The following is a 23,511-nucleotide window of genomic DNA, read 5'->3' on the forward strand; positions in this document are numbered from 1 at the left end:
TCAGAAGGAGAGTTCTCCGTGAACGTCACGACCCCGGCGAGCGGGCCGACCGACCGGCGGGCGGCCACCCTTGTCATGGCCTGTCTCGGCGTCTTCGTCGCCTACCTGCCGGTGACCACGGTCGCCGTGAGCCTGCCCGCCGTCCAGGCGGCGCTGAACGCGTCGACCGCCCAACTGTCCTGGGTCCAGGACGCGTTCGTCCTGCCCATGGCCGCGTTCATCCTCACCGCCGGTGTCTTCGGCGATGTGCACGGGCGCAAGAAGGTGTTCCTGGCGGGGCTGCTGTTCGCCGCCGCCGGTGCCGCCGTGGCGCTGTCCGCGCAGTCGGTGCAGGTGCTGTGGATCGGGCAGGCGCTGGCCGGGCTCGGCGCGGCGACCCTGCTGCCCACCACGCTGGCGCTGATCAGCCACGCGGTGCCCGACCACCGGGAGCGCGGCAAGTTCATCGGCCTGTGGGCGACCTCCCTCATGGCCGCGCTGGCCATCGGCCCGCTGATCGCCGGAGTCATCCTCGACCACGCCTCCTGGCGCTGGATCTACCTGCTCTCCGTCCCCGTCCCGCTGATCGCGCTGGGCTTCGCCGGCCGCCTCCTCCCCGACTCACGGGCCCCGCACGGCCGCAGGCTCGACTGGCCCGGCCAGCTCACCGCCACTCTCTCCATCACCGCCCTCGTCTACGGCGTGATCGAGGGCGGCGCGGGTTCGTTCACCGACGTCAAGGTCATGGTGGCGCTGTTCACCGCGGTGGTCGCGGGGGTCGCGTTCGTGCTCGCCGAGCGGCGCGGCGACAGCCCGATGCTGGACCTGACGCTGTTCCGCAGCCCGGCGTTCACCGCCACCACCCTGGTCGCGATGATCACCTTCCTGGCGCTGATCGGCTTCTTCTTCCTGCTCAGCCTGTACTTCGGTCTGGTGCAGCAGCTCGACACGCTCCAGGCGGCCTGGCGGCTGCTCATGGTCACCGCGGCGGCGATCGTGGTCGGCCAGCCGGTCGGGCGGCTCATGCACCGGGTCTCGCCGCGCGTCCTGATCACCGGCGGTCTGCTCGTCATCTCCGGCTCGATGTTCTCGCTGACCGGCGTCGACGCCGACACCTCGTTCACGTCCATCGCCTGGCGGCTGGCGCTGCTGGGCCTGGGCATCGGGACCGTCCTGACGCCGATGACCGCGACCGCCGTGGCCTCGGTGCCGTATCAGCAGGCGGGGATGGCCGCGGCCGGCAACAACGCGTTCCGGCAGGTCGGCGGCGCGCTCGGCCCGGCCGTCCTGGGCGCCCTGCTCACCACCAAGGCGCTGGACGCGCTGCCCGGCCACCTCACCGACGCCGGGGTGACCGGCGCGACGCAGCGCAGCATCGTCTCGACCGCCGACGCCGGCGGTCTGGGCGCCGTCGCCCATATGAACCTCGGCGCGGACACCGGGCGGGCGCTCGGCGCGCTGGGCGACTCGTTCCTGGACGGCATGCGGCTGTGTCTGATCGTGGCCGGGGCGCTGACTCTCCTCGCCGCCGCGGTCTGCGCCCTGCTGCTCCGCCCGCGACAGGCGTCCGCGCCCACGACGGCTCCGACCGCCGGGGCTGCCACCGAGGCGCCCGTCGCGGCGGGCGACCCGGTGGCGAACCGCTGAACCACCCACGAGCGGGGCTCCGTTGACGGAGCCCCGCTCTCTGTCGTCTCAGACCGGGACGGCGACGGCGGTGAACGTCGTCTCGGGCGTCTGCGGGCTGGTGAAGCGGGCGTTGACCAGGTAGAGCCGGTTCCCGAAGCGGGCGGCGGTCGTGGGGACGTCGAAGCGCGGGTCGGTGATCGTACGGCGCAGGGTCGCGGTGGTGACCTCGGCGTCGAGGTCGAACACGCTGATCCGGTTCAGCCGGTTCTGGACGACGTACAGGGTCCGGCCGATCCGGAACAGACCGTCCCCGTTGGCCACGTCGGACGCTCCGCTCAGGGCGATCTCGGTGGCGGCGCCGGTCCTGAGGGACACGCGGTAGAGCTTGCCGGGTGTGCTGCTGACGACGATGAGGTCATGGCCGTCGGGGGTGCCGACGATGCCGTTCGCGTTGTTCACCCCGGGTGTCTGCACCCAGTCGCCGGTGAGCGGCAGGGCGGTGACCTCTCCCGTACGGCCGCGGGGCACGCCGTGGAGCACCGCGTCGAGGGAGTCGGTGAACCAGGCGCGGTCGCCGAGCAGGGTGACGTCGTTGATGAAGTGGCCGGTCGACGGGGTGAGTTGATAGGTCGTCAGGATCTCGCCGGTGCGGGAGTCGACGACTCTCGCGGCTCCGGTGCTGTCGGCGACGTACAACAGGCCGTCGTGGTCCAGCTTCAGTCCGACGGAGACCAGGCCGGTGGCGCCCTCGGAGAGCACCTTGCCCTCGCCGGTACGCAGGTCGGTGCGGTAGATGGCGCCGTCGGCGCGGGAGCCCATGTAGGCGTACGGCCTGCCGCCGATGGCTATGCCCTCGGGGAGGAAGCCGTCGGGCAGCGGGAACTCCGTCGGCCAACTGGCCTGGGCGGTGGACGAGTTGGCGCTCGCGGTGCCGGTGCCGACGGTCACGGCGAGTGCGGTCAGGGCGGCGCCGCCGAGTAAGGCGCGCCGGGTGGGCCGGGGAGGGACAGCGGTCATGACCAGGGCCTCCGGGACGAGTGGGAGTGGGGGGAGTTGAGCTCTGGGACCGGGTCAAGTCGTCTTCAACTCCGCCCCAAAGCCTTCTCTTTGCGCAACGGCCCGTCACGCCCCCGGAGTTCCCACCCGGGCGAACAGCAGGAAAGGTTCTGGTGCTCTACTCACCGCTCCCGACCACGAATCTGCGGACACTTCCGATTTCGGCATCGGAAATGCCACGAACTCCTTGCGCAGACCTTGAGGAGATGCCGGTACCGCATATGAGGAGTGGCGTGGCTGCGCTATATTTCACGCCTCAACTTCCCCTGCTCGCAGGCGTTTTCCCCTTGCTCCGCCTTCCTTGAATTCCTTGCGCCCCAGGCCGGTTCCGTCCGTTTCGCCCCCCGTGATACGCCTCACCGAAAGCCCCCCATTCCGTGGCCATCACCCTGCACGAGGACCGGCCGCCGGCCGGTCGCCATGCAGCCGTTCCGTCCGGCAGCCTTTTTCGACGGATCTACGCACCGCGCACCAGTGACGCGCTGGCGTTCTCCATGTCCACGTACGCCATGCCGCTGCTGGTGCTGGCCATCACCCGTTCCTCGTCGCTGACGGGTCTGGCGTTCGCCCTGGAGTGGACACCGCGGATCGCCGCGTTCGTGCTGGCCGGAAAGGTGGTGGACCGGCGCGGCGCGGCGATCGTGTGCTTCCTCGCCTCGCTGCTGCGGGCCCTGGTGCTGGTGGCGGCGGCCGTCGCGCTGGCCATGCTGCCGCACGGCACCGCGGAGACGGTGACCGTGCTGGTGCTGGCCGCGGTGACCGGCACCCTCACCCAGTTCAGCTTCGTCGCCAACGAGGCCGTGGGCGCGATCGTCACCCGGCGGGCCGAACACCACCCGCACGGAGTGCAGTCGGTGCTCATCGGCATCGACCAGACCGCCATGCTCGTCGGCCCCCTGCTCGCGGGCTTCCTGCTGCTGGTGGGCCCGGGCTGGATGCTCGGCTGCCTGACCGGGCTGTCGCTGCTGGCGGCCGTGCTCGGCCTGCAGACACCGCCCACCCCGCTGCGCTCGGCCCGCCCGGACGGCGAGCGGACCCCCGGCGGCATGCGGACCGGGCTGCGCATGCTGCGCCGACTTCCCGCCCTGCGCTGGCTGGTGGCGGGGCTGGCCTGTTCCAATCTCGCCCTCGGCCTGCTCCAGTCGGCCAGCCCCGTCATCGTGGTGCAGAACTTCGGCCGCGACTCCGCCGACGTGGGCACCCTGTGGTCCGCCGCCGCTGCCGCCACCCTGCTGGCCATCACCCTGTGCCGACTCGCGCTGAGCCGCGTCGACCTGTGGGGAGTGGGGGTGGTGTGCGGCACGTTCGCGTCGGCGGCCTGTCTGGCACTCCCCCAGGCCCCGTCCTACGCCGCCTACACGGTCCTCGTCGCGCTGTTCATGGCCGGCGACGGCGGCCTCACCGTCGTCCTGCGCACCCTGCGGTCGCTGGTCATCCCGGCCACGGCGTTCGGCACCACGCTCTCGCTCACCATGCTGCTCCTGCTGCTGCCGTTCCCGGTGGCCGGCGTCCTCGTCGCCATCACTCCGCCGGCCCACCTCGGCACGGCCGTCCTGTGCTGCGCCGCCGTGCAGGCCGTCGCCCTGGCCGTCACCTTCGTACGGCTGCGCAACGAACCCACCCTGCGCGCGAGCGCCGACCCGACGCGCGCCATGCTCCCCAAGGAGCCGTCGACGGCGGCGCGTTGACGAGCCGTGCCCCACGGTAATTCGGTTGAACGGGCGCCGGGTGGGTGGGCAGGCTTGCGCGGTGCTGATGGACCTGAACCCGAGGACGCTGAGCTGGGACGAGGTGGACCCCGCCCGTCATCCCTTCGACAGCGGGTCCGCGGCACAGGCGGTCCGTTCGCTCGGACCGGCCCTGCGGACACCGAGCCGCCCCGACCTCCCCTACGGCGATCCCGTACTGCACGAGTGGAGTTGGCACGTGGCGACGCCCTGGGCCGACGCCATGTCGTATTCCCTCGCCGAGCGCTTCGGCGACTGGGCCGTCGGCTGGCGCTGGGCGCACGACGAGGGGGACTTCGACGGCGGCCCGGTCGGAAGCTGGTGCTGTGCCACGCATTCGCACCACTCTCCGGAGGAGACCCTGGACCGGGTGGCCTCCGGGCTGTGCGAGTGGCGCGACTGGCTGGAGCGGCTCGCCGACCTGTTCGAGGCGTATCCGCTGGACCTGGCGACCGTGGCGGACCAGCGGATCCTGTGGGAGTGCGCCGCCCGGAACCTGATCCTTCAGGTGACGGACCGCACCGGTTGCGGCAGCGGCTGGTACGGGCACTGCCGTCAGGTCCTCTCCTGGTTCCTCAGCCGCTGGCACGTCGACCCAGAGGTCGCGGAGGTGTTGGTGGACGAGGCGATCGGCGGGCGGTTCCGCAGTTGGAGCGGCCCGGACCGGGTGCTCGTCGACGACATCGCGGAGCGACTCGCGCGGTCACTGCGGCCCGACGACGCGGTACGCCGCGCCGCCGGACCTCTGCCGGACCATCTGCGGAGCTGGCTCGCGCTGCGCGAGGACGTGCCGTGGGAGGGAGTGCCGGACGGCGGCGGGGACGGCCCGGTGATCCCGGTGCGTGACGGAGCGGCGGAGTCCATACGTACCTTCGACCGTGCCGTGGACACGGCCCGCGGGGAGGGACTGCTCGCCGCCCTGGACCTGGTGCGGGCCGACGCGGCGCGTGGCGCCCGGCTCGACTTCGACCTGCTGCGCGGCTGGCAGCAACAGGTGCTGGGCACACCGGAACCACCGTCGTTCCGCACACTCCCTGCCTTCGCCAAAGGCGGCAGGGAGCGCTACGGCATCGGCCCGGACACCCGGGAACACCTCGACGTCTGTCTGGCCGAGAGCGCAGCGAGCGGTGCCCGGCCCCTCCCGCTGACCGCCCGCGCGGCACGTGCCCATCTCGACGTGTGCTTCTTCCATCCCTTCGACGACGGCAACGCCCGGTCCGCCTTCCTGGCCCTGGTCTTCGTCCTCGCCCGCGAAGGCGTCGCCCTGGACCGGGTCACTCTGATCCGCCGCTTCGGCCTGCGGGCCGACGACCCGCAGAGCGGGGTGATCCTGGCCCGGTCCCTCGACACCCACCTCAGGGAGACCCGGCGCCGCGCCGCCTCAACCAGCCCCTGACACAAGGGAGTTCACCAGCGCGGCAGTCTCAGCTCGTAGTCGGGGTGGATCCGCCGCATGTAGGCGGTGTCGTCGCGGGCGCGCATCCCGGACTCCGCATACAGCCGGTGCAGTCGGTCGAGGGCGTCGTGGTCGAGCTCCACGCCGAGGCCCGGGCCGGTGGGAACCTCGACCGCTCCGTCGCGCAGCTCCAGCACCCCGGGGACGACGATGTCGTCGGCCGAGTTCCACGGGTAGTGCGTGTCGCAGGAGTGGTCGAGGTTGGGGATGGTCGCGGCGACATGGGTCATGGCGGCGAGGCTGATGCCCAGGTGCGAGTTGGAGTGCATGGACAGGCCGAGCCCGAACACCTCGCAGACGGCGGCCAGTTCACGGGTCCGGCGCAGCCCGCCCCAGTAGTGGTGGTCGGTGAGGAGGACCTGGATGGCGCGCTGCTCGATCGCCGGCCGCAGATGCTCCCAGGCGACCACACACATGTTGGTGGCCAGCGGCAGCGGTGAGTCCTTCGCGACCTGCGCCATGCCGGGGATGGTGGCGGTCGGGTCCTCCAAGTACTCCAGTACGCCGTCGAGTTCATGGGCCACATACACCGACGTCTCCGGTGTCCAGGCCGTGTTGGGGTCCAGGCGCAGCGGCTGCCCGGGGAAGGCCTCGGCCAGTGCCCTGATCGCGGCGATCTCCTCGTCGGGCGGGAAGACACCGCCCTTGAGCTTGAACGACCGGAATCCGTACCGCTGTTGCATCAGCCGGGCCTGCGCGACGATCCCGGCGGGGTCCAGCGCCGCACCCCAGTCGTCGGCCACGGCGGCCCGGCCGTCGAGAGCGGGGTGTTCGGCCCATTTGTAGAAGAGGTACGCGGCGAAGGGCACCCGGTCGCGGACCTTCCCGCCGAGCAGGTCGCAGACCGGGAGCCCGAGGAGCTTGCCCTGTGCGTCGAGGCAGGCCACCTCCACCGCCGAGGTGGTCCAGCCGCGTTCGTGGGCGCTGGGGACGGTCGGCAGCAGGGCGGCGTCGATCGCGGCGACGAGGGCCGACGTGTCGAACACGTCCCTGCCCACGACGATCTTCGCCGCCGCCTCAAGTCGCTCCAGACGGACCGCGCCGCCCGTGGACTCGCCGAGGCCCACCGTGCCGTCCTCCAGCACGAGTTGGAGGACGCACCGCAGGGCGAGCGGCTCATGGACACCGGTGGAGTTGAGCAGGGGCGGGTCGCGGAAGGCGATCGGGGTGACGATCAGTTCGCGGATCCGGGTTCCTGCCGTACTGCTCATGCGTCGAGCGCCTCCAGGCCATCGCCGTTCATGTCCATCAGCATCCTGCCCCGTTCCGGCAGCTCTCAGCCGCCGCTCAGGCCCAGGCCGTCACGGGCACGAACGAGCTGTCGGTCCGGAAGAGGTCCGTGCCGTCCGTCGGGTCCACCCGCAGTTGGTAGTCGTAGTGGCGCAGGTAGTAGCCGGGGTAGTTGTACGACTCGAAGCGGAGCGCGCCGGTGGTGGCCCCGGTGCGCGCGTAGAACGTGGCGTCCTTCGCGAACGTCGTCGTGCCGTCGTTGGCGTCGAAGCGGCCCCGGAAGTCGTAGTGGCGCAGGTAGTTGCCCGCGGAGTCCCGGAAGGAGAAACCGGTCGCGTCGGCGAGGCCGGCGACGACGGTGAAGGTGGAGGCCTGCTTCAGCGCGGTGGTGCTGGAGCTGGTCACCACCGGCAGGTTGAGCAGGGCGGACTGCTCCTGCCAGTAGCGGGTGGTGTAGTTGGCGGACCGGAAGGAGCGGGTGACGCCGGTGGCCAGGCTCGGGCCGCCGGACACCGTCTCCTTGATGACCGTGAAGTGCCGTGCCGTACCGGAGAGGGTGGTCAGCGCGGTCGGCGCGGACCAGGTGGCGAAGGTGTCGTAGCTGTCGCTGTAGTAGTAGTTGCCGTCGCCGTAGCCGTCGAAGAAGATGCGCCAGCCGCCGTTGTCGAGCTGCACCACCGAGGGGCCCTCGCGGTAGCTGCCCCAGCCGGCCCAGTCGCCGGTCTTGGAGATCGTGTAGGGGCCGGTGAGGCTGGTGGCGGTGGCGTACTCGATGTACTTCGCCGTCTCGTTCTTGGTGAAGGCGTGGTAGGTCGAGCCGGTCCGCACGATGTACGTGTCGATGTGGTTGGAGCCGATGCCGGACACGGCGACCGGTGAACTCCAGGCCGTCAGCGCCGAGTTGGTGGCCTTCAGCACGTACGGCGTGAAGATCCACTCGTCGTCGGTGGTCGAGCAGGACACGATGACGTTGACGCTGCCGTCGCTGTCCACGAACCACTCGGGCGCCCAGGCCCGGGACAGGTTCGTGATCGGGACCGTGTAGTCGTACAGGAACGTCCAGTTGACCCGGTCGGCGCTGCGGGCGAAGCCGATGGTGGTGCTGACGTCCTCCCAGGTGTGGGTGGTGTACGTCAGGTAGTAGGAGCCGTCGGTGTGCTTGAACACGCTGGCGTCGCGGATGCGGTTGCTGGGCGGGGTGTAGGCGGAGGACTGGACGAGGCGGAAGTCGGTGGCGTCGTCGGACTGGTAGACGTTGACGGTGCCGTCGTCGCTGTTGAGGAACGGGACGATCGTGTACCGGGTGGCGTAGCCGCTGGACGGGGCGGCTGCCAGGGCCGCGCCGAGCAGTCCGGGGGCCTCGCCCAGGACGAGCGCGGAGGCGGGGAGGACGGCCATCGCGCGCAGCAGGGCGCGGCGGGACGGCGTGGGGGGACGTGTGGTCACGGGCGGCTCTCCCGGAGACTCGATGGTTTCACTGGTTCGCCATGTCGAAATCTCGAACACGGTTCGCCAAATCGATCAGAAGGTAAGGGTGGGTCAGGAGCACGTCAATGGTTTGCGCAGGGCTGGATGATCTCTGTGGGACGTCTGTGGTGAACACCCGCCCGTTCGGCTCCCGTTGGAAGTCGCCGCATCCATATCCCGCCGGGCGCCCGGACGTTACCGTGCGGTAGACATCGTGCTTCCGGAGGTGCCCGTATGACGCCCGACCGCTCCGCAGGCCTGGCCGAGTCCGCCCGCGCGCTGGCCGCCGGGGAGGTGACGGCACGGGCGCTGACCGAGCAGGCCCTCGCGCGGATCGAGTCGACTCGGGCCTCCCTGAACGCCTTTCGGGTCGTACGGACGGAGGCGGCGCTCGCCGAGGCCGAGGCGGCGGACCGGGAACTGGCCGCCGGAGTGCGCAGGCCGTTGCTCGGCGTACCCATCGCCGTCAAGGACGACATGGACGTGGCGGGCGAGCCGACCGCGTTCGGCTGCCGGGGCGAGTTCCCGCCGGTGGCCGAGGACGGGGAGGCGGTACGGCGGCTGCGGGCGGCCGGTGCCGTGATCGTCGGGAAGACCAACACCTGCGAGTTCGGGCAGTGGCCGTTCACCGAGGGGCCCGCGTTCGGAGAGACCCGCAATCCGTGGAACTCCCGTCACACGCCCGGGGGTTCGTCCGGTGGCTCGGCGGCGGCCGTCGCCGCGGGGCTGGTCCCGGCGGCTCTCGGCTCGGACGGCGCGGGGTCGGTGCGCATCCCCGCCGCGTGGACCCACCTCATCGGCGTCAAACCGCAGCGCGGCCGCGTCTCGACCTGGCCGCGCGGCGAGTCCTTCCAGGGCATCACGGTCAACGGCACCCTCACCCGTACGGTCGCGGACGCGGCCCTGCTGTTGGACGCGGCGAGCGGCAACCACGCCCGCGACCCGCACCAACCTCCCGTGCTCGCCCTCGCGGAGGCGGCGGGCCGCGACCCCGGACGGCTGCGCATCGCGCTCTCGCTGAAGCCGCCGTTCACCGCAATGCCCGCCCGGCTGCGACCGGAAGTGCGGGCCAGAGTTCTCGAACTCGCCGAGAAACTGGCCCAGTTGGGCCACACAGTCGTCGAGGCCGATCCGCCGTACGGGCAGATCGGGCTGACGTTCGTCCCGCGCGCCACCGTCGGTCTCGCCGAGCGGGTCCGCGAGGCACCGCACCCCGGGCTCCTCGACCGCCGCACCGTCGAAGCCGCCCGTCTCGGTCGGCTGCTCGGCGGGGCCCCGCTGCGGGCGGCCCGGCGCGCGGAGGCGGTCCTGCACGACCGGATCGGCGCGTTCCTCGGTATGTACGACCTGATCCTCGCGCCCACAACCGCCGCTCCCCCGCCCGCAGTTGGCGCGATGCTCCCGCTCGGCGGCCTCGCCACAGACCGCGCGATGATCGCCGCGTGCCCCTACGCCTGGCCGTGGAACATCCTCGGCTGGCCCGGCGTCAACGTCCCCGCGGGCTTCGTGGCGGGTGGACTCCCGGTCGGCGCCCAGTTGTTGGGCCCGGCCAACAGTGAACCGCTGCTGCTGTCGCTCGCCGCCCAACTGGAGGCGGACCTGCGCTGGCACGAGCGGTGGCCCGAAGCGGCCGCAGCGGATTCCCCGGCGGGTTCGGCCCGTACGCTGTGAGCATGGAGGACGCTTCGATGGTCGGGCTGATGGGACGGGTCACCGGGACGGTCGGGCCCGGGCTCGTCGGCGAGGTGATCGTCCGGGTGCGCGGGGGCGCCGAGCACTTCCTCGCGTACGCCGCCGCCGGCGCGGACCGGATCGAGCGGGGCACCGTCGTGATGGTGGTGGAGTACCTGCCGCCGAGGACGGTCTACGTCACGCAGGCATACGACAGTTGAGCCCCCTGCTTCGCAGGTGAGAGCGGTCCGGGGCCGTATGCGTCAAGATTGCAACAAGGATCCGTCAGCGGCTGTACCCCGGTGTCGCGCAGGCGCACACTCCCTTCGTTCGGTGCCGAAAGGGCACCATCACAAGGGGGCGAATGCCGATGATCATCGGCGTCGTAGCGGGGGCGGCGGTTGTCGCCGTGCTCGTACTGATCGGTCTGTTCAAGTCGATGTGGCGGGTCGCCGAGCCCAACGAGGCACTCATCATCTCGGGCTCCAAGCACCGTACCGAAGGCCTTGAGGAGGGCATGGGGTTCCGCATCGTCACGGGGCGCGGCACGCTGGTGCTGCCCGGTGTGCAGGCGGTGCGCAAGATCTCGCTCGACCTGAACGAGACCGAGTTGCACGTGGACTGCGTGACCACCCAGGGCATTCCGCTCAAGGTACGGGGCGTGGTCATCTTCAAGGTGGGCGACGACTTCGTGTCGATCGCCAACGCGGGCCGTCGTTTCCTCGACCAGCAGAAGATGATGTCGGAGCGGGTGCACAATGTGTTCGCCGGTCATCTCCGGTCCATCGTGGGCGGGTTGACGGTCGAGGACATGATCCGCGACCGGGAGAAGCTGACCGGTCAGACCCGTGCCGCGTGCGGTACGGAGATGGAGAAGCTGGGTCTGATCGTGGACTCGCTGCAGATCCACGAGATCGAGGACCCGACCGGGTACATCAAGAACCTCGCGATGCCGCACGCCGCCGCCGTCCAGCGGGACGCGCGCATCGCGCAGGCCGAGGCCAACCGGCTCGCGACCGAGGCCGAACAGAAGGCCGCGGCACGGATGTCGGAGGCCACCCGGGACAGCGAGATCCTCCAGGCCGGCTATCAGGCCGAGCGCGACAAGGCGGCGGCGAAGGCCCGACAGGCCGGACCGCTCGCGGATGCCGCCGCCCGGCAGGACGTCGTCGTCCAGGAGACCCGGATCGCCGAACTCGACGCGCTGCGCCGGGAACAGCAGCTCCAGGCGGACGTCCGCAAGCCCGCGGACGCCCAGGCCTACGAGACCCGGGCCCGCGCCGAGGCCGAGCGCGACGCACGGATCTCCGCCGCGCAGGCCAAGGCGAAGGAGACCGAACTCGCCGCCCTGGCCGAGGCGAACCGGGTCAAGACGGCCGCGAACGCCGAGGCCGAGGCGACCCAGGCACGCGGTGCGGCCGCCGCTACGGCCACCAGGGCCACCGGTGAGGCCGAGGCCGCCGCCGCCCAGGCGAAGGGCCTCGCCGCCGCCGAGGCGACCCGGGCCCAGGGTCTCGCCGAGGCGGAGGCCATCAAGGCGAGGGCCGCGGCCCTCGCCGAGAACCAGGAGGCCGTGGTCGCACAGCAACTGGCCGAGAACTGGCCGGAGATCGTACGGGCGGGCGCGTCCGCGTTCGGCAGCGTCGACAACATGGTGGTCCTCAACGGGGCCGACGGCATGGCGGACATGCTCGCCAAGGCGCTCACCATGGGCGGCACGGGTCTCGGTCTGGCCCGCCAACTGCTCGCCACGATGAACCAGAACGGGCAGACCCCGAACGGGACTTCGGCCCTCAACGGGACCGTGACACCGCCGTCGCAGAAGGTGCCGGTGGAGAAGGACGAGAGGTGACCCCGACGGGAGGCTGACGTACAGGTCACGGGGGACACCGTTTAAGGTGCCCCCCGTGACCGCGTTTACCGATGGATACGTCCCGGGCCGCTTCGGCCCCTCCGCCACCACCGAGGCCGACCCGCGCGAGGTCGGCAGGGTGCGTACCGAGTACTCCCCCGCGCACGACGGTGACCCCGACCCCGGTGAGATCGTCTGGACCTGGGTGCCGTTCGAGGAGAACGACGGCCGGGGCAAGGACCGCCCGGTGCTCGTCGTGGCCCGTGAGCCCGGCGGAACCCTGCTCGCCGTCCAGCTCTCCAGCAAGCGGCACGACGCCGACCGCGAGTGGGTGCCGATCGGCAACGGCCCGTGGGACAAGTCGGGCCGCGACTCGTGGGTCGACGTGGACCGGGTGCTGCGTCTGCACGAGGACGGCATGCGCCGGGAGGCGTGCGCGATCGACCAGATGCGCTTCAACCTCGTACGCCACCGGCTGCACGAGCGCTACGGCTGGACCTGAGCGGCTACCGCTGGAGCTGACCCTCCGGGAACGCCCGTACGAACGCGTCCCGGACCGCGGCACCCGGTGTGCGGTCCAGGACGCCGAACACCACATGCTCGAAGGCCGCGGCGAACCGTCCGCCCGGCCCGAGCAGCGCGCGGAAGGCGCCCGCGACCTGCACCGGGTCGTTCCGGAAGACCCCGCAGCCCCAGGCGCCCAGGACCAGGCGCCGGTAGCCGTGCGCGAGCGCCGTCTCCAGCACCCGCTCCGCCCGTACGGCGACGGCGTGCGGCAGCTCGGCCGCGCGCTCCGGTGCCGTGCGCAGCACAACCCCGGCGTTCGGCGCGGCGGCGGTCAGGAATCCGGCGGTGTACGGCTCGTCGAGGAGGCGGCCCTCGTCGTCGCGGAAGACGGGGACGGCCGGTGAGTGGATCACCCGGTCCGTGTAGAACGGATCGCGGTGGGCGCGGTGGTGGTCGTAGAAACCGCGGGCCTCGAGCAGGCACGTGTACAGCGCGGAGGCGCGGCACAGGGCCTCCTCCTGGGCCTGGGCGCCGTTCAGGAAGCCGCCGCCCGGATTGCGGGCCGAGGCGAAGTTCAGCACGGCCACCGGGCCGGTGAGCCGGCGGGCGGCTTCGAGGCTGCTCTCGCCCGTGACCTCGACGAACGTGTCCACGGGCGAGAACGGTGGTATCTGCACCGGTTCCGGTCCGTGGAGGCGGGTAGCCGCGCGGGCCGCCTCGGTCTCCGCCGCGATGGAGATCTCGCGGCCGTCCGCCGCGCGGTAGCCCCCGGCCGCCACGATCTCCTCGGTCTGCTGCGCGATACCGCGCAGACGCGCGCTCATGGCGCAACCCCCGTATACGCCATGACCGCGCGCTGAGCGATCTCCCCCGTGCTCTCCCCCGTCGTGCTCATACAGGCATCGTGAGCGATGCTGGTTCTGCCGTGCAACAGAGTTTCCGGGCCCCCGGAAACAGCGGAAGAACCGGAGATTACCGATCCCGAACGTGCCGATACGCACCCTTGTGCGATGCGGCGCGAGGGTCTTGGGTGGTACGAGTGTGCCGACCCGGGCCCAAACGAAACCGGGCCGGTGGCATGGTGGAATCTCAGGAGGATCCCGACATGTCCGATACGGCAAGTGACTGTAGCGACTGTACGGAGCCCGTCGTCGCGGTCACCGAACCCGAGGTGGAAGCCCTGGTCAAGGGCATCTGCTTCAAGACAGGACCGCCCCGAAAACTCGGGGTCGAAGTGGAATGGCTCGTCCACGAGCTGCGCCTGCCGCAGCTCCCCGTGACACCCGAACGACTGGAAGCGGCCTACGCCGCTCTCAGGACCGTGCCCCTGAGGTCGGCGCTCACCGTCGAGCCCGGCGGCCAACTGGAACTCAGTTCGTCGCCCGCCGCCTCCCTGATGGAGTGCATCGGTTCCGTCTCCGAAGATCTCGACGCCGTCCGCGCTGTGCTGGCCCGCGACGGCCTGGGACTGGTCGGCGTCGGCCACGATCCCTGGCACCCGCCGCGCCGGTTCCTGCACGAGCCTCGCTACGACGCGATGGAGCGCTGCCTCGACCGCACCGGCACCGCGGGCCGCCGCATGATGTGCACCTCGGCGTCCGTGCAGGTGTGCCTGGACGCCGGCCACGAGGAGCCGGGCCCGCTGGGCCTCGGGCGGCGCTGGTGGCTGGCGCACCAGTTGGGCGCGGTGCTGGTGGCCGCCTTCGCCAACTCCCCGCTGGTCGGCCGCAGCCCCACCGGCTGGCGTTCCACCCGGCAGTTGATCTGGATGGAGATCGGCCCCGGCCGGGCGGGCGCGCCGCCGCTGGACAAGGAGCCGCGCGACTCCTGGACCGGCCATGTCCTGGACTCGCCGGTGATGTGCATACGGCAGGACAGCGGCCCGTGGGAGGTCCCGGAGGGGCTGACCTTCCGGGAGTGGATCAGGTCGGGGTCGCCGAGACCGCCGACCCGTGCGGATCTCGACTATCACGTCACGACCCTGTTCCCGCCGGTCAGACCGCGTGGCCATCTGGAACTGCGCATGATCGACGCGCAGCCCGGGGACGACGGCTGGATCGTGCCGCTGGCCGTGACGACGGCGCTGTTCGACGACCCGGAGGCGGCCGAGACCGCGTACCGGGCCGTGAAGCCGCTGGCCGAACGGTCCCTGGGGCTGCCCGCGCCGCACAATCCGCTGTGGATCGACGCGGCCCGCTACGGACTGTCCGACCCGGAGCTGCACGAGGTGGCCCTCGTCTGCTTCGCCGCGGCGCTGGAGGCCCTGCCCCGGCTCGGCGCCACCGCCGAGGTCACGGACGCCGTCCGCGCGTACTTCGACCGCTATGTCATCCGGGGCCGCTGCCCCGCCGACGATCTGCTCGACCGCGTGCGCGGCACGGACAGCCGTCCGCACGGGAAGGACATCCGCACATGACCGACGCAGACATCGCCACTGACATCGATATCGAGGCGCTCCGGGAACGGGCGTTGACCACCCTCACCACGGCCCGGGACCGCACCACGCTCCTGACGAGCTGCGTGGAGGAGCCCGAACTCCTCGCCCAGGTCTCGCCGTTGATGTCCCCGCTGGTCTGGGACCTCGCACACATCGGCAACCAGGAGGAGCTGTGGCTGCTGCGGGCCGTCGGCGGCCGGGACGCGATACGGCCCGACATCGACGGCCTCTACGACGCGTTCGAGCACCCGCGTTCCGAACGTCCCTCGCTGCCGCTGCTGCCGCCCGAGGAGGCCCGGCAGTACGCGGCCGAGGTACGCGGCCGGGTCACCGACGTGCTGGAGAGCACCGCGTTCCACGGGAGTCGGCTGACCGCGATGGGCTTCGCCTTCGGGATGGTCGCCCAGCACGAACAGCAGCACGACGAGACAATGCTGATCACCCATCAGCTCCGCACGGGACCACAGGCGTTGACGGCCCCGGACCCGGAGCCGGTCCCGCTGTTCACCGGTCCTACCGAAGTCCTGGTCCCCGGCGGCCCGTTCACCATGGGCACCTCCACCGAGCCATGGGCCCTGGACAACGAACGGCCCGCTCACCGGCGGGAGGTGGAGTCCTTTTACATCGACACGACCCCGGTGACGAACGGCGCATATCTGGCGTTCATCGAGGACGGCGGCTACGACGACCCGCGCTGGTGGACGAAGGAGGGCTGGGCGCACATCCGCCGCAACTCCGTCACAGCGCCGCTGTTCTGGCGCCGTGAGGCGGGCCAGTGGCTGCGGCGCCGGTTCGGCGTCACGGAGGCCGTACCGCTCGACGAGCCGGTGGTGCACGTGTGCTGGTACGAGGCCGACGCCTACGCCCGCTGGGCCGGACGCCGGTTGCCCACCGAGGCCGAGTGGGAGAAGGCGGCCCGTCACGACCCGACGGGCGACCGCTCGATGCGCTACCCGTGGGGCGACGCCGACCCGGCGCCGGAACACGCCAACCTCGGCCAACGCCACCTCCGCCCGGCCCCCGCCGGAAGCTATCCGGCAGGCGAATCACCGCTCGGCGTACGGCAGTTGATCGGTGACGTGTGGGAGTGGACGTCGAGCGACTTCCTGCCATACCCGGGGTTCCGGGCGTTCCCGTACAAGGAGTACTCGGAGGTGTTCTTCGGCCCGGAGTACAAGGTGCTGCGGGGCGGTTCGTTCGCCGTGGACGAGGTGGCCTGCCGGGGCACGTTCCGCAACTGGGACTATCCGATCAGGCGGCAGATCTTCTCCGGATTCCGCACCGCCCGCTCGGGGGCCGTCTGATGTGCCGTCACCTGGCCTATCTGGGACCCGAGGAACCGCTCGGCCGGCTCCTCGTGGAACCGGAGCACAGCCTGTACCGCCAGTCCTGGGAGCCGCGGCGGCAGCGGCATGGCACGGTCAACGCCGATGGTTTCGGGGTGGGTTGGTACGCCGAGGGCGACCCGGTGCCGGGCCGCTACCGGCGGGCCGCGCCCATCTGGGGCGACCAGTCCTTCGCCGACCTGGCCCGCGTGGTCCGCTCGGGCGCGCTGCTGGCCGCCGTACGGGACGCGACGCTCGCGGGTGCCGACGGGGAGGCCGCGGCGGCGCCGTTCGCCGCGGGCCCCTGGCTGTTCAGCCACAACGGCGCCGTCACCGGCTGGCCCCGCACCCTCGCCGTCCTGGCCAGGCGCCTGCCCCCGGTGGACCTGTTGTCCCTGGAGGCGCGCTGTGACTCCGCGCTCGTCTGGGCGCTGGTCCTGAACCGGCTGCGGGCGGGCGACGAGGAGGGCCAGGCGCTGGCCGACACCGTGCTGGAGGTCGCCCACTACGCCCCCGGCTCCCGCCTCAACCTCCTTCTCACCAACGGCGAGACGATCGCCGCGACGGCCTGGGGCGACACCCTCTGGTACCTCTCGGAGCCCGGCCGCACGGTCGTCGCCTCCGAGCCCTACGACGACGACCCGCACTGGCAGGAGGTCCCCGACCGCACTCTGCTCACCGCGACCAGCGCCGAGGTCCTCCTCACCCCCCTGAAAGACCTCGCACCTTCGAAGGAGCCCCGTACGTGAGCCCGTTCCTTCTCACCCGCACCCTTCCCGAGGACGCCACCGACGCGGCCCTGCGCGCCGACGTCCTGCAGGGCCTCACCCGCACCCCGAAGACCCTCCCGCCGAAGTGGTTCTACGACGCCCACGGCAGCGAACTCTTCGAGCGGATCACCGAGTTGCCCGAGTACTACCCCACCCGAGCCGAGCGGGAGATCCTCGTCGACCGGGCCGGCGAGATCGCCGCCGCCACCGGCGCGCGCACGCTCGTCGAGCTGGGCTCCGGTTCCTCGGAGAAGACGCGCCACCTGCTGGACGCGCTCACCGGCCTGGCCGTGTACGTCCCGGTCGACGTCAGCGAGAGCGCGCTCACCCAGGCCGGGCAGGCCCTCGTCGAGGAACACCCGGACCTGAACGTGCACGCCCTGATCGCCGACTTCACCGGCGCGATGACCCTGCCGGAGACGCCCGGGCCCCGGCTGCTGGCGTTCCTCGGCGGCACGATCGGCAACCTGCTCCCGGCGGAACGCGCCACGTTCCTCGCCGGACTGCGCTCGCTGCTCTCCCCCGGCGACGCGCTGCTCCTCGGCACCGACCTGGTCAAGGACGAGCAGGTCCTGGTCAGGGCGTACGACGACGCGGCCGGAGTGACGGCCGCGTTCAACAAGAACGTCCTGACCGTGGTCGACCGCGAGCTGGGCGCCGACTTCGACCCCGACGCCTTCGACCACGTGGCCCTCTGGGACAGCGGCCACGAGTGGATCGAGATGCGGCTGCGGTCCCGCACCGACCAGACCGTGAAGATCCCGGCGCTCGATCTCGCCGTCGACTTCGCGGCCGGCGAGGAACTGCGCACCGAGATCTCGGCGAAGTTCCGCAAGGAGGGCGTGCGGACCGAACTGGCGGCCGCCGGGCTGGAGTTGGCCCACTGGTGGACCGACCGGGAGGGACGCTTCGCGCTGTCACTGAGCGTGGTGCGTTGACGGCGGGTGACGGGCCGTCTCGCGCACCGCCGCACCTTGGGGCACGGTGGAGTGACGCGTGACGCGCCCGTCACGGCCGAGAGGAGCACCCGCATGTCCAACCACACGTACCGGGTCACCGAGATCGTCGGCACCTCTCACGAGGGCATCGACCAGGCCATCCGCAACGGCGTCGCCCGCGCCGCGCAGACCCTGCGCAGCCTCGACTGGTTCGAGGTGACACAGGTCAGGGGCCAGATCGAGAACGGGCAGATCGAGCACTACCAGGTCGGCCTGAAGGTCGGCTTCCGCATCGAGGACGAGGACTGACAGCCGTACAGGCCGTCGTAGGGAAGAGAGTCCTCAGGTCCGGCCCTCCCCCTCCTGCGCCGCCTCCAGCGCGGCGGAGGGGGCGGTCCAGCGGGCCCGTACGACGCTGAACCCGGCCCGTTCGGCGTCGTCGCACACCAGTTCGTCATCGTCCACGAGAACCCGGACCACGCGGTTGTGGGCGAGCCGCTCCAGGATCTCCAGCTTGGTGCGCCGAGCGGGCCTGCGGTCGTCGTTGCGTCGCATGAAGACCCGCCCTTCGGGCAATCTTTGGGCGGCGAGCCAGGCGAGCGTGTCGCGCCGGCACCGCTCGGGCCGCCCGGTCAGATAGACGACCTCGCACTCCTCGGCACACTCCAGCACCAGCGCGATGCCCGCCGCCAGCGGCGGGTCCTGCGGGGCGGCACCGAAGAAGCCGTCCCAGTCGCGCGGCCTGCTCTCCAGGAAATGCTGCCGGTGCGCCGTGTCGGCGAGGGTGTTGTCCAGATCGAATACGGCGAGGGGGCGGCTGCTGTCGGTTGTCACACGGCCACTTTAGGCAGCCCCGGAAGGCTGGGAATGCCAGGGGCTGTCGGGCGTTGAACCCCTTGTGAGCTCCGTGATCGCCTCGACCCCCTTCTCCGTCCTCGACCGCTCCCGCACCCGCGAGGGGCACCCGGTCGCCGAGGCGCTGCGTGACACCGTTCGGCTGGCGCGGGAGGTCGAGGAGCTGGGGTATCGGCGGTTCTGGGTGTCGGAGCACCATGGTGTGCCCGGGGTCGCCGGGTCCGCGCCGACCGTGTTGGCCGCCGCCGTCGCCTCGGCCACCCGGAGCATCCGGGTCGGGACGGGCGGGGTGATGCTGCCCAATCACCAACCCCTGGTCGTGGCCGAGCAGTTCGGGGTGCTTGAGGCGCTGTTCCCGGGCCGGATCGACATGGGGCTCGGCCGTTCGGTCGGTTTCACCGACGGTGTGCGCCGGGCTCTGGGTCGCGACAAGGACGACGCCGACGATTTCGCCGGACAGCTCGACGAACTCCTGGACTGGTTCCGCGGCACCTCGCCCACCGGTGCGCACGCGCGGCCCTCGGAGGGCCTGAGTGTCCCGCCCTTCGTGCTCGCGATGGGCGAGGGTGCCGACATCGCGGCCCGCGCCGGCCTGCCGATGGTGATCGGGGACCTGCGCAATCGGGAGAAGATGCGGCGCGGGATCGACCACTACCGCACACGGTTCCGGCCCTCCCCCTGGGCTCCGGAACCGTACGTCGTCATCTCCGGGACGATCGCGGTGGCCGCCACCCCCGAGGCGGCCCGCCGGCTGCTGGTCCCGGAGGCGTGGTCGATGGCGTACTCGCGTACCCACGGCACCTTCCCGCCGCTGCCGCCCGCCGAGCGGGTGGAGCAACTGGCCATGACCGACAAGGAGTTCGGCTTCTACGAGGCCGGGCTCAGCGGACAGCTCGCGGGCACCGAGGAACAGGTGGCCCACGAGCTGGAGACGGTGCTGAAGGAGACGGAGGCCGACGAGGTCCTCGTCACCACCAGCACCTACGACCGCGAAGCCCTGCTGGACTCCTACCGGCGGCTCGCCCGCATCGCCTCGCTCACGGGGTGAGCACCATCCGGAAGCGCGCGGCCCCGGACAGCATCCTCTCGTAGGCCTCGCCGGCCTCGTCCAGAGGCACGGTCTCCACCATCGGACGGATGCCGTACAGGGCGCTGAAGGCCAGCGTGTCCTGGACGTCCTGCGCGGTGCCGGAAGGATGGCCCCGAACCACCTTGGCGCTCATGAGCAGTTGGAGCGGACTGATCCCCAACGGCGCGTTGTCCGCCCCGATGACCACCAGCTCGCCGCGGGGCCTCAACCCCTCCACGGTCGCCGTGGTGGCGTCGGCGTTGCCCGCAGTGGCCAGGACGACCTTGGCGCCGCCCAGCGCGCGCAGCGCCTCGGCGACCTCGGTGTCCGCCGTGCTGTCGACGTAGTGATGCGCGCCCAACTGCTTGGCGAAGTCGGCCTTTTCGGCGCCTCGCGCGATCGCCACGGTCTCGAATCCCATGGCGACCGCGTACTGCACGCCCAGGTGACCGAGGCCGCCGAGGCCGAGTACGGCCACCAGGTCGCCCGGTCGCGCGGAGCTGTGCCGCAGCCCGTTGAACGTGGTCACTCCCGCGCACCCCATGGGCGCGGCGGCGCTCGCGGCCAGCCCGTCGGGGATCCGGGCGAGCGCGTCGACCGGTGCCACGGTCATCTCCGCGAAGCCCCCGTCGTAGGCCCAGCCGGGCACCTTCAGGTTCTCGCAGACGATGAAGTCGCCCTGCCGGCAAGGGGTGCAGTAACCGCAACTGCCGCCGAACCAGCCGACCGCCACCCGGTCGCCGACCCGCCAGCCGCGGTCCGAGCTGCCCTCGCCGAGCGCGTCGATCCGCCCGGCGATCTCATGCCCGGTGACCAGCGGGAACCGCACGCCGGGCACGCCGGCGTTCACGAAGAACGTATCGCTGTGGCAGATCCCGCAGGCCTCCACGGCGATGCGCACATGACCGGGCCCGGGCAACGGCACATCACGCTCGACGATCTCGAACTCACCGCCGGCGGAACCGACTTGCGCTACTCGATACCTGTCCATCCGTCCCTCCGGGAGGGGTTGCGCATCCGGGGCGTCGCTACTGCTCGGCCCCCTGGCTCGCGCGGATCACGATCGCGCCGTCGCTCGCGTCTACCCGGGCCTGGTCGCCCGCGTTCAGCTCGCCGGAGAGCAGCAGGTCGGCCAGCCGGTCGTCGACCTCGCGCTGGATGGTGCGGCGCAGCGGGCGGGCGCCGAAGTCGGGCTGGTAGCCGAGGTTCGCGAGCAGGTCGGCCGCCGCGTCGGTGACATCGAGGGTGACGTCCTGGGCGTGCAGCCTGCGCCGGGTGTGTTCCAGCAACAGGTCGACGATCTCGCGCAGTTGGGTGCGTTCGAGGCCGCGGAAGACGATGATCTCGTCGATGCGGTTGAGGAACTCGGGCCGGAAGTGCTGGTTGAGGACCGGCATCACCGATTCGCGGACCTTGGCGTAGTCGTCGACGCCCGCCGCGAGGATGCGGTCGGCGCCGATGTTCGACGTCATGATCACGACGGTGTTCTTGAAGTCGACCGTGCGGCCCTGCGAGTCGGTGAGCCGTCCGTCGTCCAGGAGTTGCAGCAGTGTGTTGAAGACGTCGGGGTGCGCCTTCTCGACCTCGTCGAGCAGCAGCACGGCGTACGGCTGCCTGCGGACGGCCTCGGTGAGCTGTCCTGCCTCCTCGTGGCCGACGTATCCGGGAGGGGCGCCGACCAGCCGGGAGACGGTGTGCCGCTCCTGGAACTCGCTCATGTCGAGGCGGATCATGCGGTTCTCGTCGCCGAAGAGGGCGGCGGCGAGCGCGCGGGCCAGTTCCGTCTTGCCGACGCCGGTGGGGCCCAGGAAGAGGAAGCTGCCGATGGGCCGGTTCGGGTCGCTCATCCCGGCGCGGGCACGGCGTACCGCGCGGGCGACGGCGGTGAGGGCCTCGTCCTGGCCCACGACCCGCTCGTGGAGGTGCTCCTCCAGCTTCATCAGCCGGGCCCGCTCCTCCTCGGTGAGCTGGGCCACGGGGATGCCGGTGGTGCGGGAGACGACCTCGGCGATGTCCTCGGCGGTGACCTTGGGCGCCTGTTCCTCGGCGGTGCCGGCCGCCTTCAGCTCGGCCTCGGTCTCCTTGATCCGGTCGCGGAGTTCCCGGGCCCGCTCGTACTCCTCGTCGGCGACGGCCTGGTCCTTCTCCCGGTTCAGGGCCGCCAGTCGGTCCTCGGCCTCGCGGGTGTCGGAGAGCGGGGTCTTCGCGCGCAGCCGTACCCGGGCCGCGGCCTGGTCCATCAGGTCGATGGCCTTGTCGGGAAGGAAGCGGGCGGTGATGTACCGGTCGGAGAGTTCGGCCGCCGCGACGACCGCCTCGTCGGTGATCCGGACCTGGTGGTGGGCCTCGTAGCGGTCGCGCAGCCCGCGCAGGATCTCGATGGTGTCGTCGACGGTCGGTTCGCCGACCAGGATGGGCGCGAAGCGGCGCTCCAGCGCGGAGTCCTTCTCGATGTGCTTGCGGTACTCGTCGACGGTGGTGGCGCCGATGAGGTGCAACTGACCGCGGGCCAGGGCGGGTTTGAGCATGTTTCCGGCGTCGAGGGAGCCGTCGCCACCGCCTCCCGCGCCGACGACGGTGTGCAACTCGTCCAGGAACAGCACCAGTTCGTCCCCGTGCTCGCTCACCTCGTCGAGGAGCTTCTTCAGCCGCTCCTCGAACTCGCCCCGGTACTTGGTGCCGGCGACCATCCCGGCCAGGTCCAGCGACACGAGCCGCTTGCCCTCCAGGGTCTTCGGCACGTCCCCGGCGACGATCCGCTGGGCGATGCCCTCGACTACGGCGGTCTTGCCGACGCCGGGGTCACCGATGAGGACGGGGTTGTTCTTGCTGCGCCGGGAGAGGACCTCGATGGTCTGCTCGACCTCCTCGTCCCGCCCGATCACGGGGTCGAGCCGCCCCGCGCGGGCGTCCTCGGTGAGGTCGCGCCCGTACTCGTCGACGGTGGGCGTGTTGCTGTGCCGCTTCCGCTCGGGCTCGGCACCGGTGGGCAGTGCGCCGTTCTCCCAGCCGCTGCCGGCGAGGGCCTGTCCGGCGGCCGACTCGGGGTTGGCCGCCAGGGCCCGCAGCAGGTGTTCGGGGCCGATGTACGAGGAGTTCTCGGCGCGCGAGATCTGGTACGCGTCGAGCAGGGCGCGCTTGGCGGCCGGGGTGAGCGTGGTGGGTTCGGTCTTCACGGCGCCGTCCGCGCCGGCCAGCCGCTCGCGGATCCGGTCGGGGTCCGCGCCCGCCTCGGCGAGCAGCCGCCGGGTCGACTCCTGCTCGGTGGCAGCGGCCAGCAGATGCCGGGCGTCGAGTTCCTCGCTGCCCTCCACGGCGGCGATGTCCCGCGCCTGCGCCACCAGTTCCCGGGCGCGTTCGGAGAGCAGGCTGCCGATGTCCACGCGCTGGGGCCGGCGCGAAGGCGTCGCCGGTCCCGAACCGCCGAAATACCGGGACATCAACTCGTCGAATTCCTCGAAGGGGCTGCGTCCGAAACCGAATCCGGGAGTGGTCATGACCACGGGCCTTCCGTGTGACGACTGGCATCCGTATCCTCCAACG

General features: G+C 71.4%; 20 protein-coding genes. 13 read left to right on the forward strand and 7 right to left on the reverse strand.

Annotated elements, in window-relative coordinates; translation table 11 throughout:
- The first annotated feature begins 18 nt into the window (after positions 1–18).
- Positions 19–1,626, forward strand: coding sequence for an MFS transporter (locus ABZT04_RS23030; RefSeq protein ID WP_356058806.1), 1,608 nt, complete (start codon positions 19–21; stop codon positions 1,624–1,626).
- 48 nt (positions 1,627–1,674) lie between these two features.
- Here the strand turns inward: ABZT04_RS23030 and ABZT04_RS23035 are convergent, their stop codons facing one another.
- Entirely contained in the window at positions 1,675–2,625 is a 951-nt protein-coding gene (locus ABZT04_RS23035; RefSeq protein ID WP_356058807.1) for a superoxide dismutase, read from the reverse strand.
- Between the two features lie 416 nt (positions 2,626–3,041).
- Here ABZT04_RS23035 and ABZT04_RS23040 point away from each other — a divergent pair, with 416 nt between their 5' ends.
- Positions 3,042–4,352, forward strand: a complete 1,311-nt coding sequence (locus ABZT04_RS23040; protein WP_356058808.1) for an MFS transporter — start codon at positions 3,042–3,044, stop codon at positions 4,350–4,352.
- 67 nt (positions 4,353–4,419) lie between these two features.
- On the forward strand, positions 4,420–5,787 hold the full coding sequence (locus tag ABZT04_RS23045) for a Fic family protein (protein ID WP_356058961.1): 1,368 nt from the start codon (positions 4,420–4,422) through the stop codon (positions 5,785–5,787).
- 11 nt (positions 5,788–5,798) lie between these two features.
- Here ABZT04_RS23045 and ABZT04_RS23050 read toward each other — a convergent pair whose 3' ends face one another.
- A complete protein-coding gene (locus ABZT04_RS23050; RefSeq protein WP_356058809.1) occupies positions 5,799–7,058 on the reverse strand; it encodes a glucarate dehydratase family protein in 1,260 nt (419 codons plus the stop codon).
- 76 nt (positions 7,059–7,134) lie between these two features.
- Positions 7,135–8,523 carry a glycoside hydrolase family 43 protein gene (locus ABZT04_RS23055; RefSeq protein WP_356058810.1) on the reverse strand — a complete coding sequence of 463 codons (1,389 nt, stop codon included), beginning with the start codon at positions 8,521–8,523 and terminating at the stop codon, positions 7,135–7,137.
- 255 nt (positions 8,524–8,778) lie between these two features.
- Here ABZT04_RS23055 and ABZT04_RS23060 point away from each other — a divergent pair, with 255 nt between their 5' ends.
- The 4 genes from ABZT04_RS23060 to ABZT04_RS23075 all read left to right on the forward strand — a co-directional run bounded on the left by ABZT04_RS23060 (position 8,779) and on the right by ABZT04_RS23075 (position 12,569).
- Positions 8,779–10,215: an amidase gene (locus tag ABZT04_RS23060; protein ID WP_356058812.1), complete on the forward strand. Its 1,437-nt coding sequence runs from the start codon at positions 8,779–8,781 to the stop codon at positions 10,213–10,215.
- 2 nt (positions 10,216–10,217) lie between these two features.
- Positions 10,218–10,436 (forward strand): hypothetical protein, encoded by a 219-nt coding sequence (locus ABZT04_RS23065; protein ID WP_355911397.1) that lies wholly within the window; start codon positions 10,218–10,220, stop codon positions 10,434–10,436.
- A gap of 143 nt (positions 10,437–10,579) precedes the next feature.
- On the forward strand, positions 10,580–12,067 hold the full coding sequence (locus ABZT04_RS23070; RefSeq protein ID WP_356058813.1) for an SPFH domain-containing protein: 1,488 nt from the start codon (positions 10,580–10,582) through the stop codon (positions 12,065–12,067).
- A gap of 55 nt (positions 12,068–12,122) precedes the next feature.
- Positions 12,123–12,569 (forward strand): type II toxin-antitoxin system PemK/MazF family toxin, encoded by a 447-nt coding sequence (locus ABZT04_RS23075; protein ID WP_356058814.1) that lies wholly within the window; start codon positions 12,123–12,125, stop codon positions 12,567–12,569.
- A gap of 4 nt (positions 12,570–12,573) precedes the next feature.
- On the opposite strand, the gene ABZT04_RS23080 is transcribed toward ABZT04_RS23075, so the two are convergent.
- The gene (locus tag ABZT04_RS23080; protein WP_356058816.1) at positions 12,574–13,398 is read right to left on the reverse strand and encodes a TIGR02452 family protein; all 825 of its coding nucleotides are present in this window, start codon (positions 13,396–13,398) and stop codon (positions 12,574–12,576) included.
- Between the two features lie 281 nt (positions 13,399–13,679).
- Between ABZT04_RS23080 and egtA the strand changes: the two genes are divergently transcribed.
- The 5 genes from egtA to ABZT04_RS23105 all read left to right on the forward strand — a co-directional run bounded on the left by egtA (position 13,680) and on the right by ABZT04_RS23105 (position 18,353).
- Complete coding sequence (egtA, locus tag ABZT04_RS23085) at positions 13,680–14,990, forward strand: ergothioneine biosynthesis glutamate--cysteine ligase EgtA (protein ID WP_356058817.1); 1,311 nt, start codon at positions 13,680–13,682, stop codon at positions 14,988–14,990.
- Entirely contained in the window at positions 14,987–16,315 is a 1,329-nt protein-coding gene (gene egtB, locus ABZT04_RS23090; protein WP_356058818.1) for an ergothioneine biosynthesis protein EgtB, read from the forward strand. Before egtA ends, egtB begins: the two co-directional genes overlap by 4 nt.
- The gene (gene egtC, locus ABZT04_RS23095; protein ID WP_356058819.1) at positions 16,315–17,085 is read left to right on the forward strand and encodes an ergothioneine biosynthesis protein EgtC; all 771 of its coding nucleotides are present in this window, start codon (positions 16,315–16,317) and stop codon (positions 17,083–17,085) included. The genes egtB and egtC overlap by 1 nt, the downstream gene beginning before the upstream one ends.
- Positions 17,082–18,044, forward strand: coding sequence for an L-histidine N(alpha)-methyltransferase (gene egtD, locus ABZT04_RS23100; protein ID WP_356058820.1), 963 nt, complete (start codon positions 17,082–17,084; stop codon positions 18,042–18,044). Before egtC ends, egtD begins: the two co-directional genes overlap by 4 nt.
- Before the next feature lie 93 nt (positions 18,045–18,137).
- On the forward strand, positions 18,138–18,353 hold the full coding sequence (locus tag ABZT04_RS23105) for a dodecin (RefSeq protein ID WP_019068358.1): 216 nt from the start codon (positions 18,138–18,140) through the stop codon (positions 18,351–18,353).
- 33 nt (positions 18,354–18,386) lie between these two features.
- Here the strand turns inward: ABZT04_RS23105 and ABZT04_RS23110 are convergent, their stop codons facing one another.
- Positions 18,387–18,878: a hypothetical protein gene (locus tag ABZT04_RS23110; RefSeq protein ID WP_356058822.1), complete on the reverse strand. Its 492-nt coding sequence runs from the start codon at positions 18,876–18,878 to the stop codon at positions 18,387–18,389.
- A 64-nt stretch (positions 18,879–18,942) separates the two neighbouring features.
- Here ABZT04_RS23110 and ABZT04_RS23115 point away from each other — a divergent pair, with 64 nt between their 5' ends.
- Positions 18,943–19,947, forward strand: a complete 1,005-nt coding sequence (locus ABZT04_RS23115; protein ID WP_356058823.1) for an LLM class flavin-dependent oxidoreductase — start codon at positions 18,943–18,945, stop codon at positions 19,945–19,947.
- On the opposite strand, the gene ABZT04_RS23120 is transcribed toward ABZT04_RS23115, so the two are convergent.
- Both ABZT04_RS23120 and ABZT04_RS23125 read right to left on the reverse strand, forming a co-directional pair.
- A complete protein-coding gene (locus ABZT04_RS23120) occupies positions 19,937–20,959 on the reverse strand; it encodes an alcohol dehydrogenase (protein ID WP_356058824.1) in 1,023 nt (340 codons plus the stop codon). The two genes, ABZT04_RS23115 and ABZT04_RS23120, sit on opposite strands and share 11 nt — an antisense overlap.
- Before the next feature lie 37 nt (positions 20,960–20,996).
- Complete coding sequence (locus ABZT04_RS23125; RefSeq protein WP_356058825.1) at positions 20,997–23,465, reverse strand: ATP-dependent Clp protease ATP-binding subunit; 2,469 nt, start codon at positions 23,463–23,465, stop codon at positions 20,997–20,999.
- Positions 23,466–23,511 lie beyond the last annotated feature (46 nt).

The sequence above is a fragment of the Streptomyces sp. NPDC005492 genome (assembly GCF_040605995.1).
GTDB lineage: Bacteria > Actinomycetota > Actinomycetes > Streptomycetales > Streptomycetaceae > Streptomyces.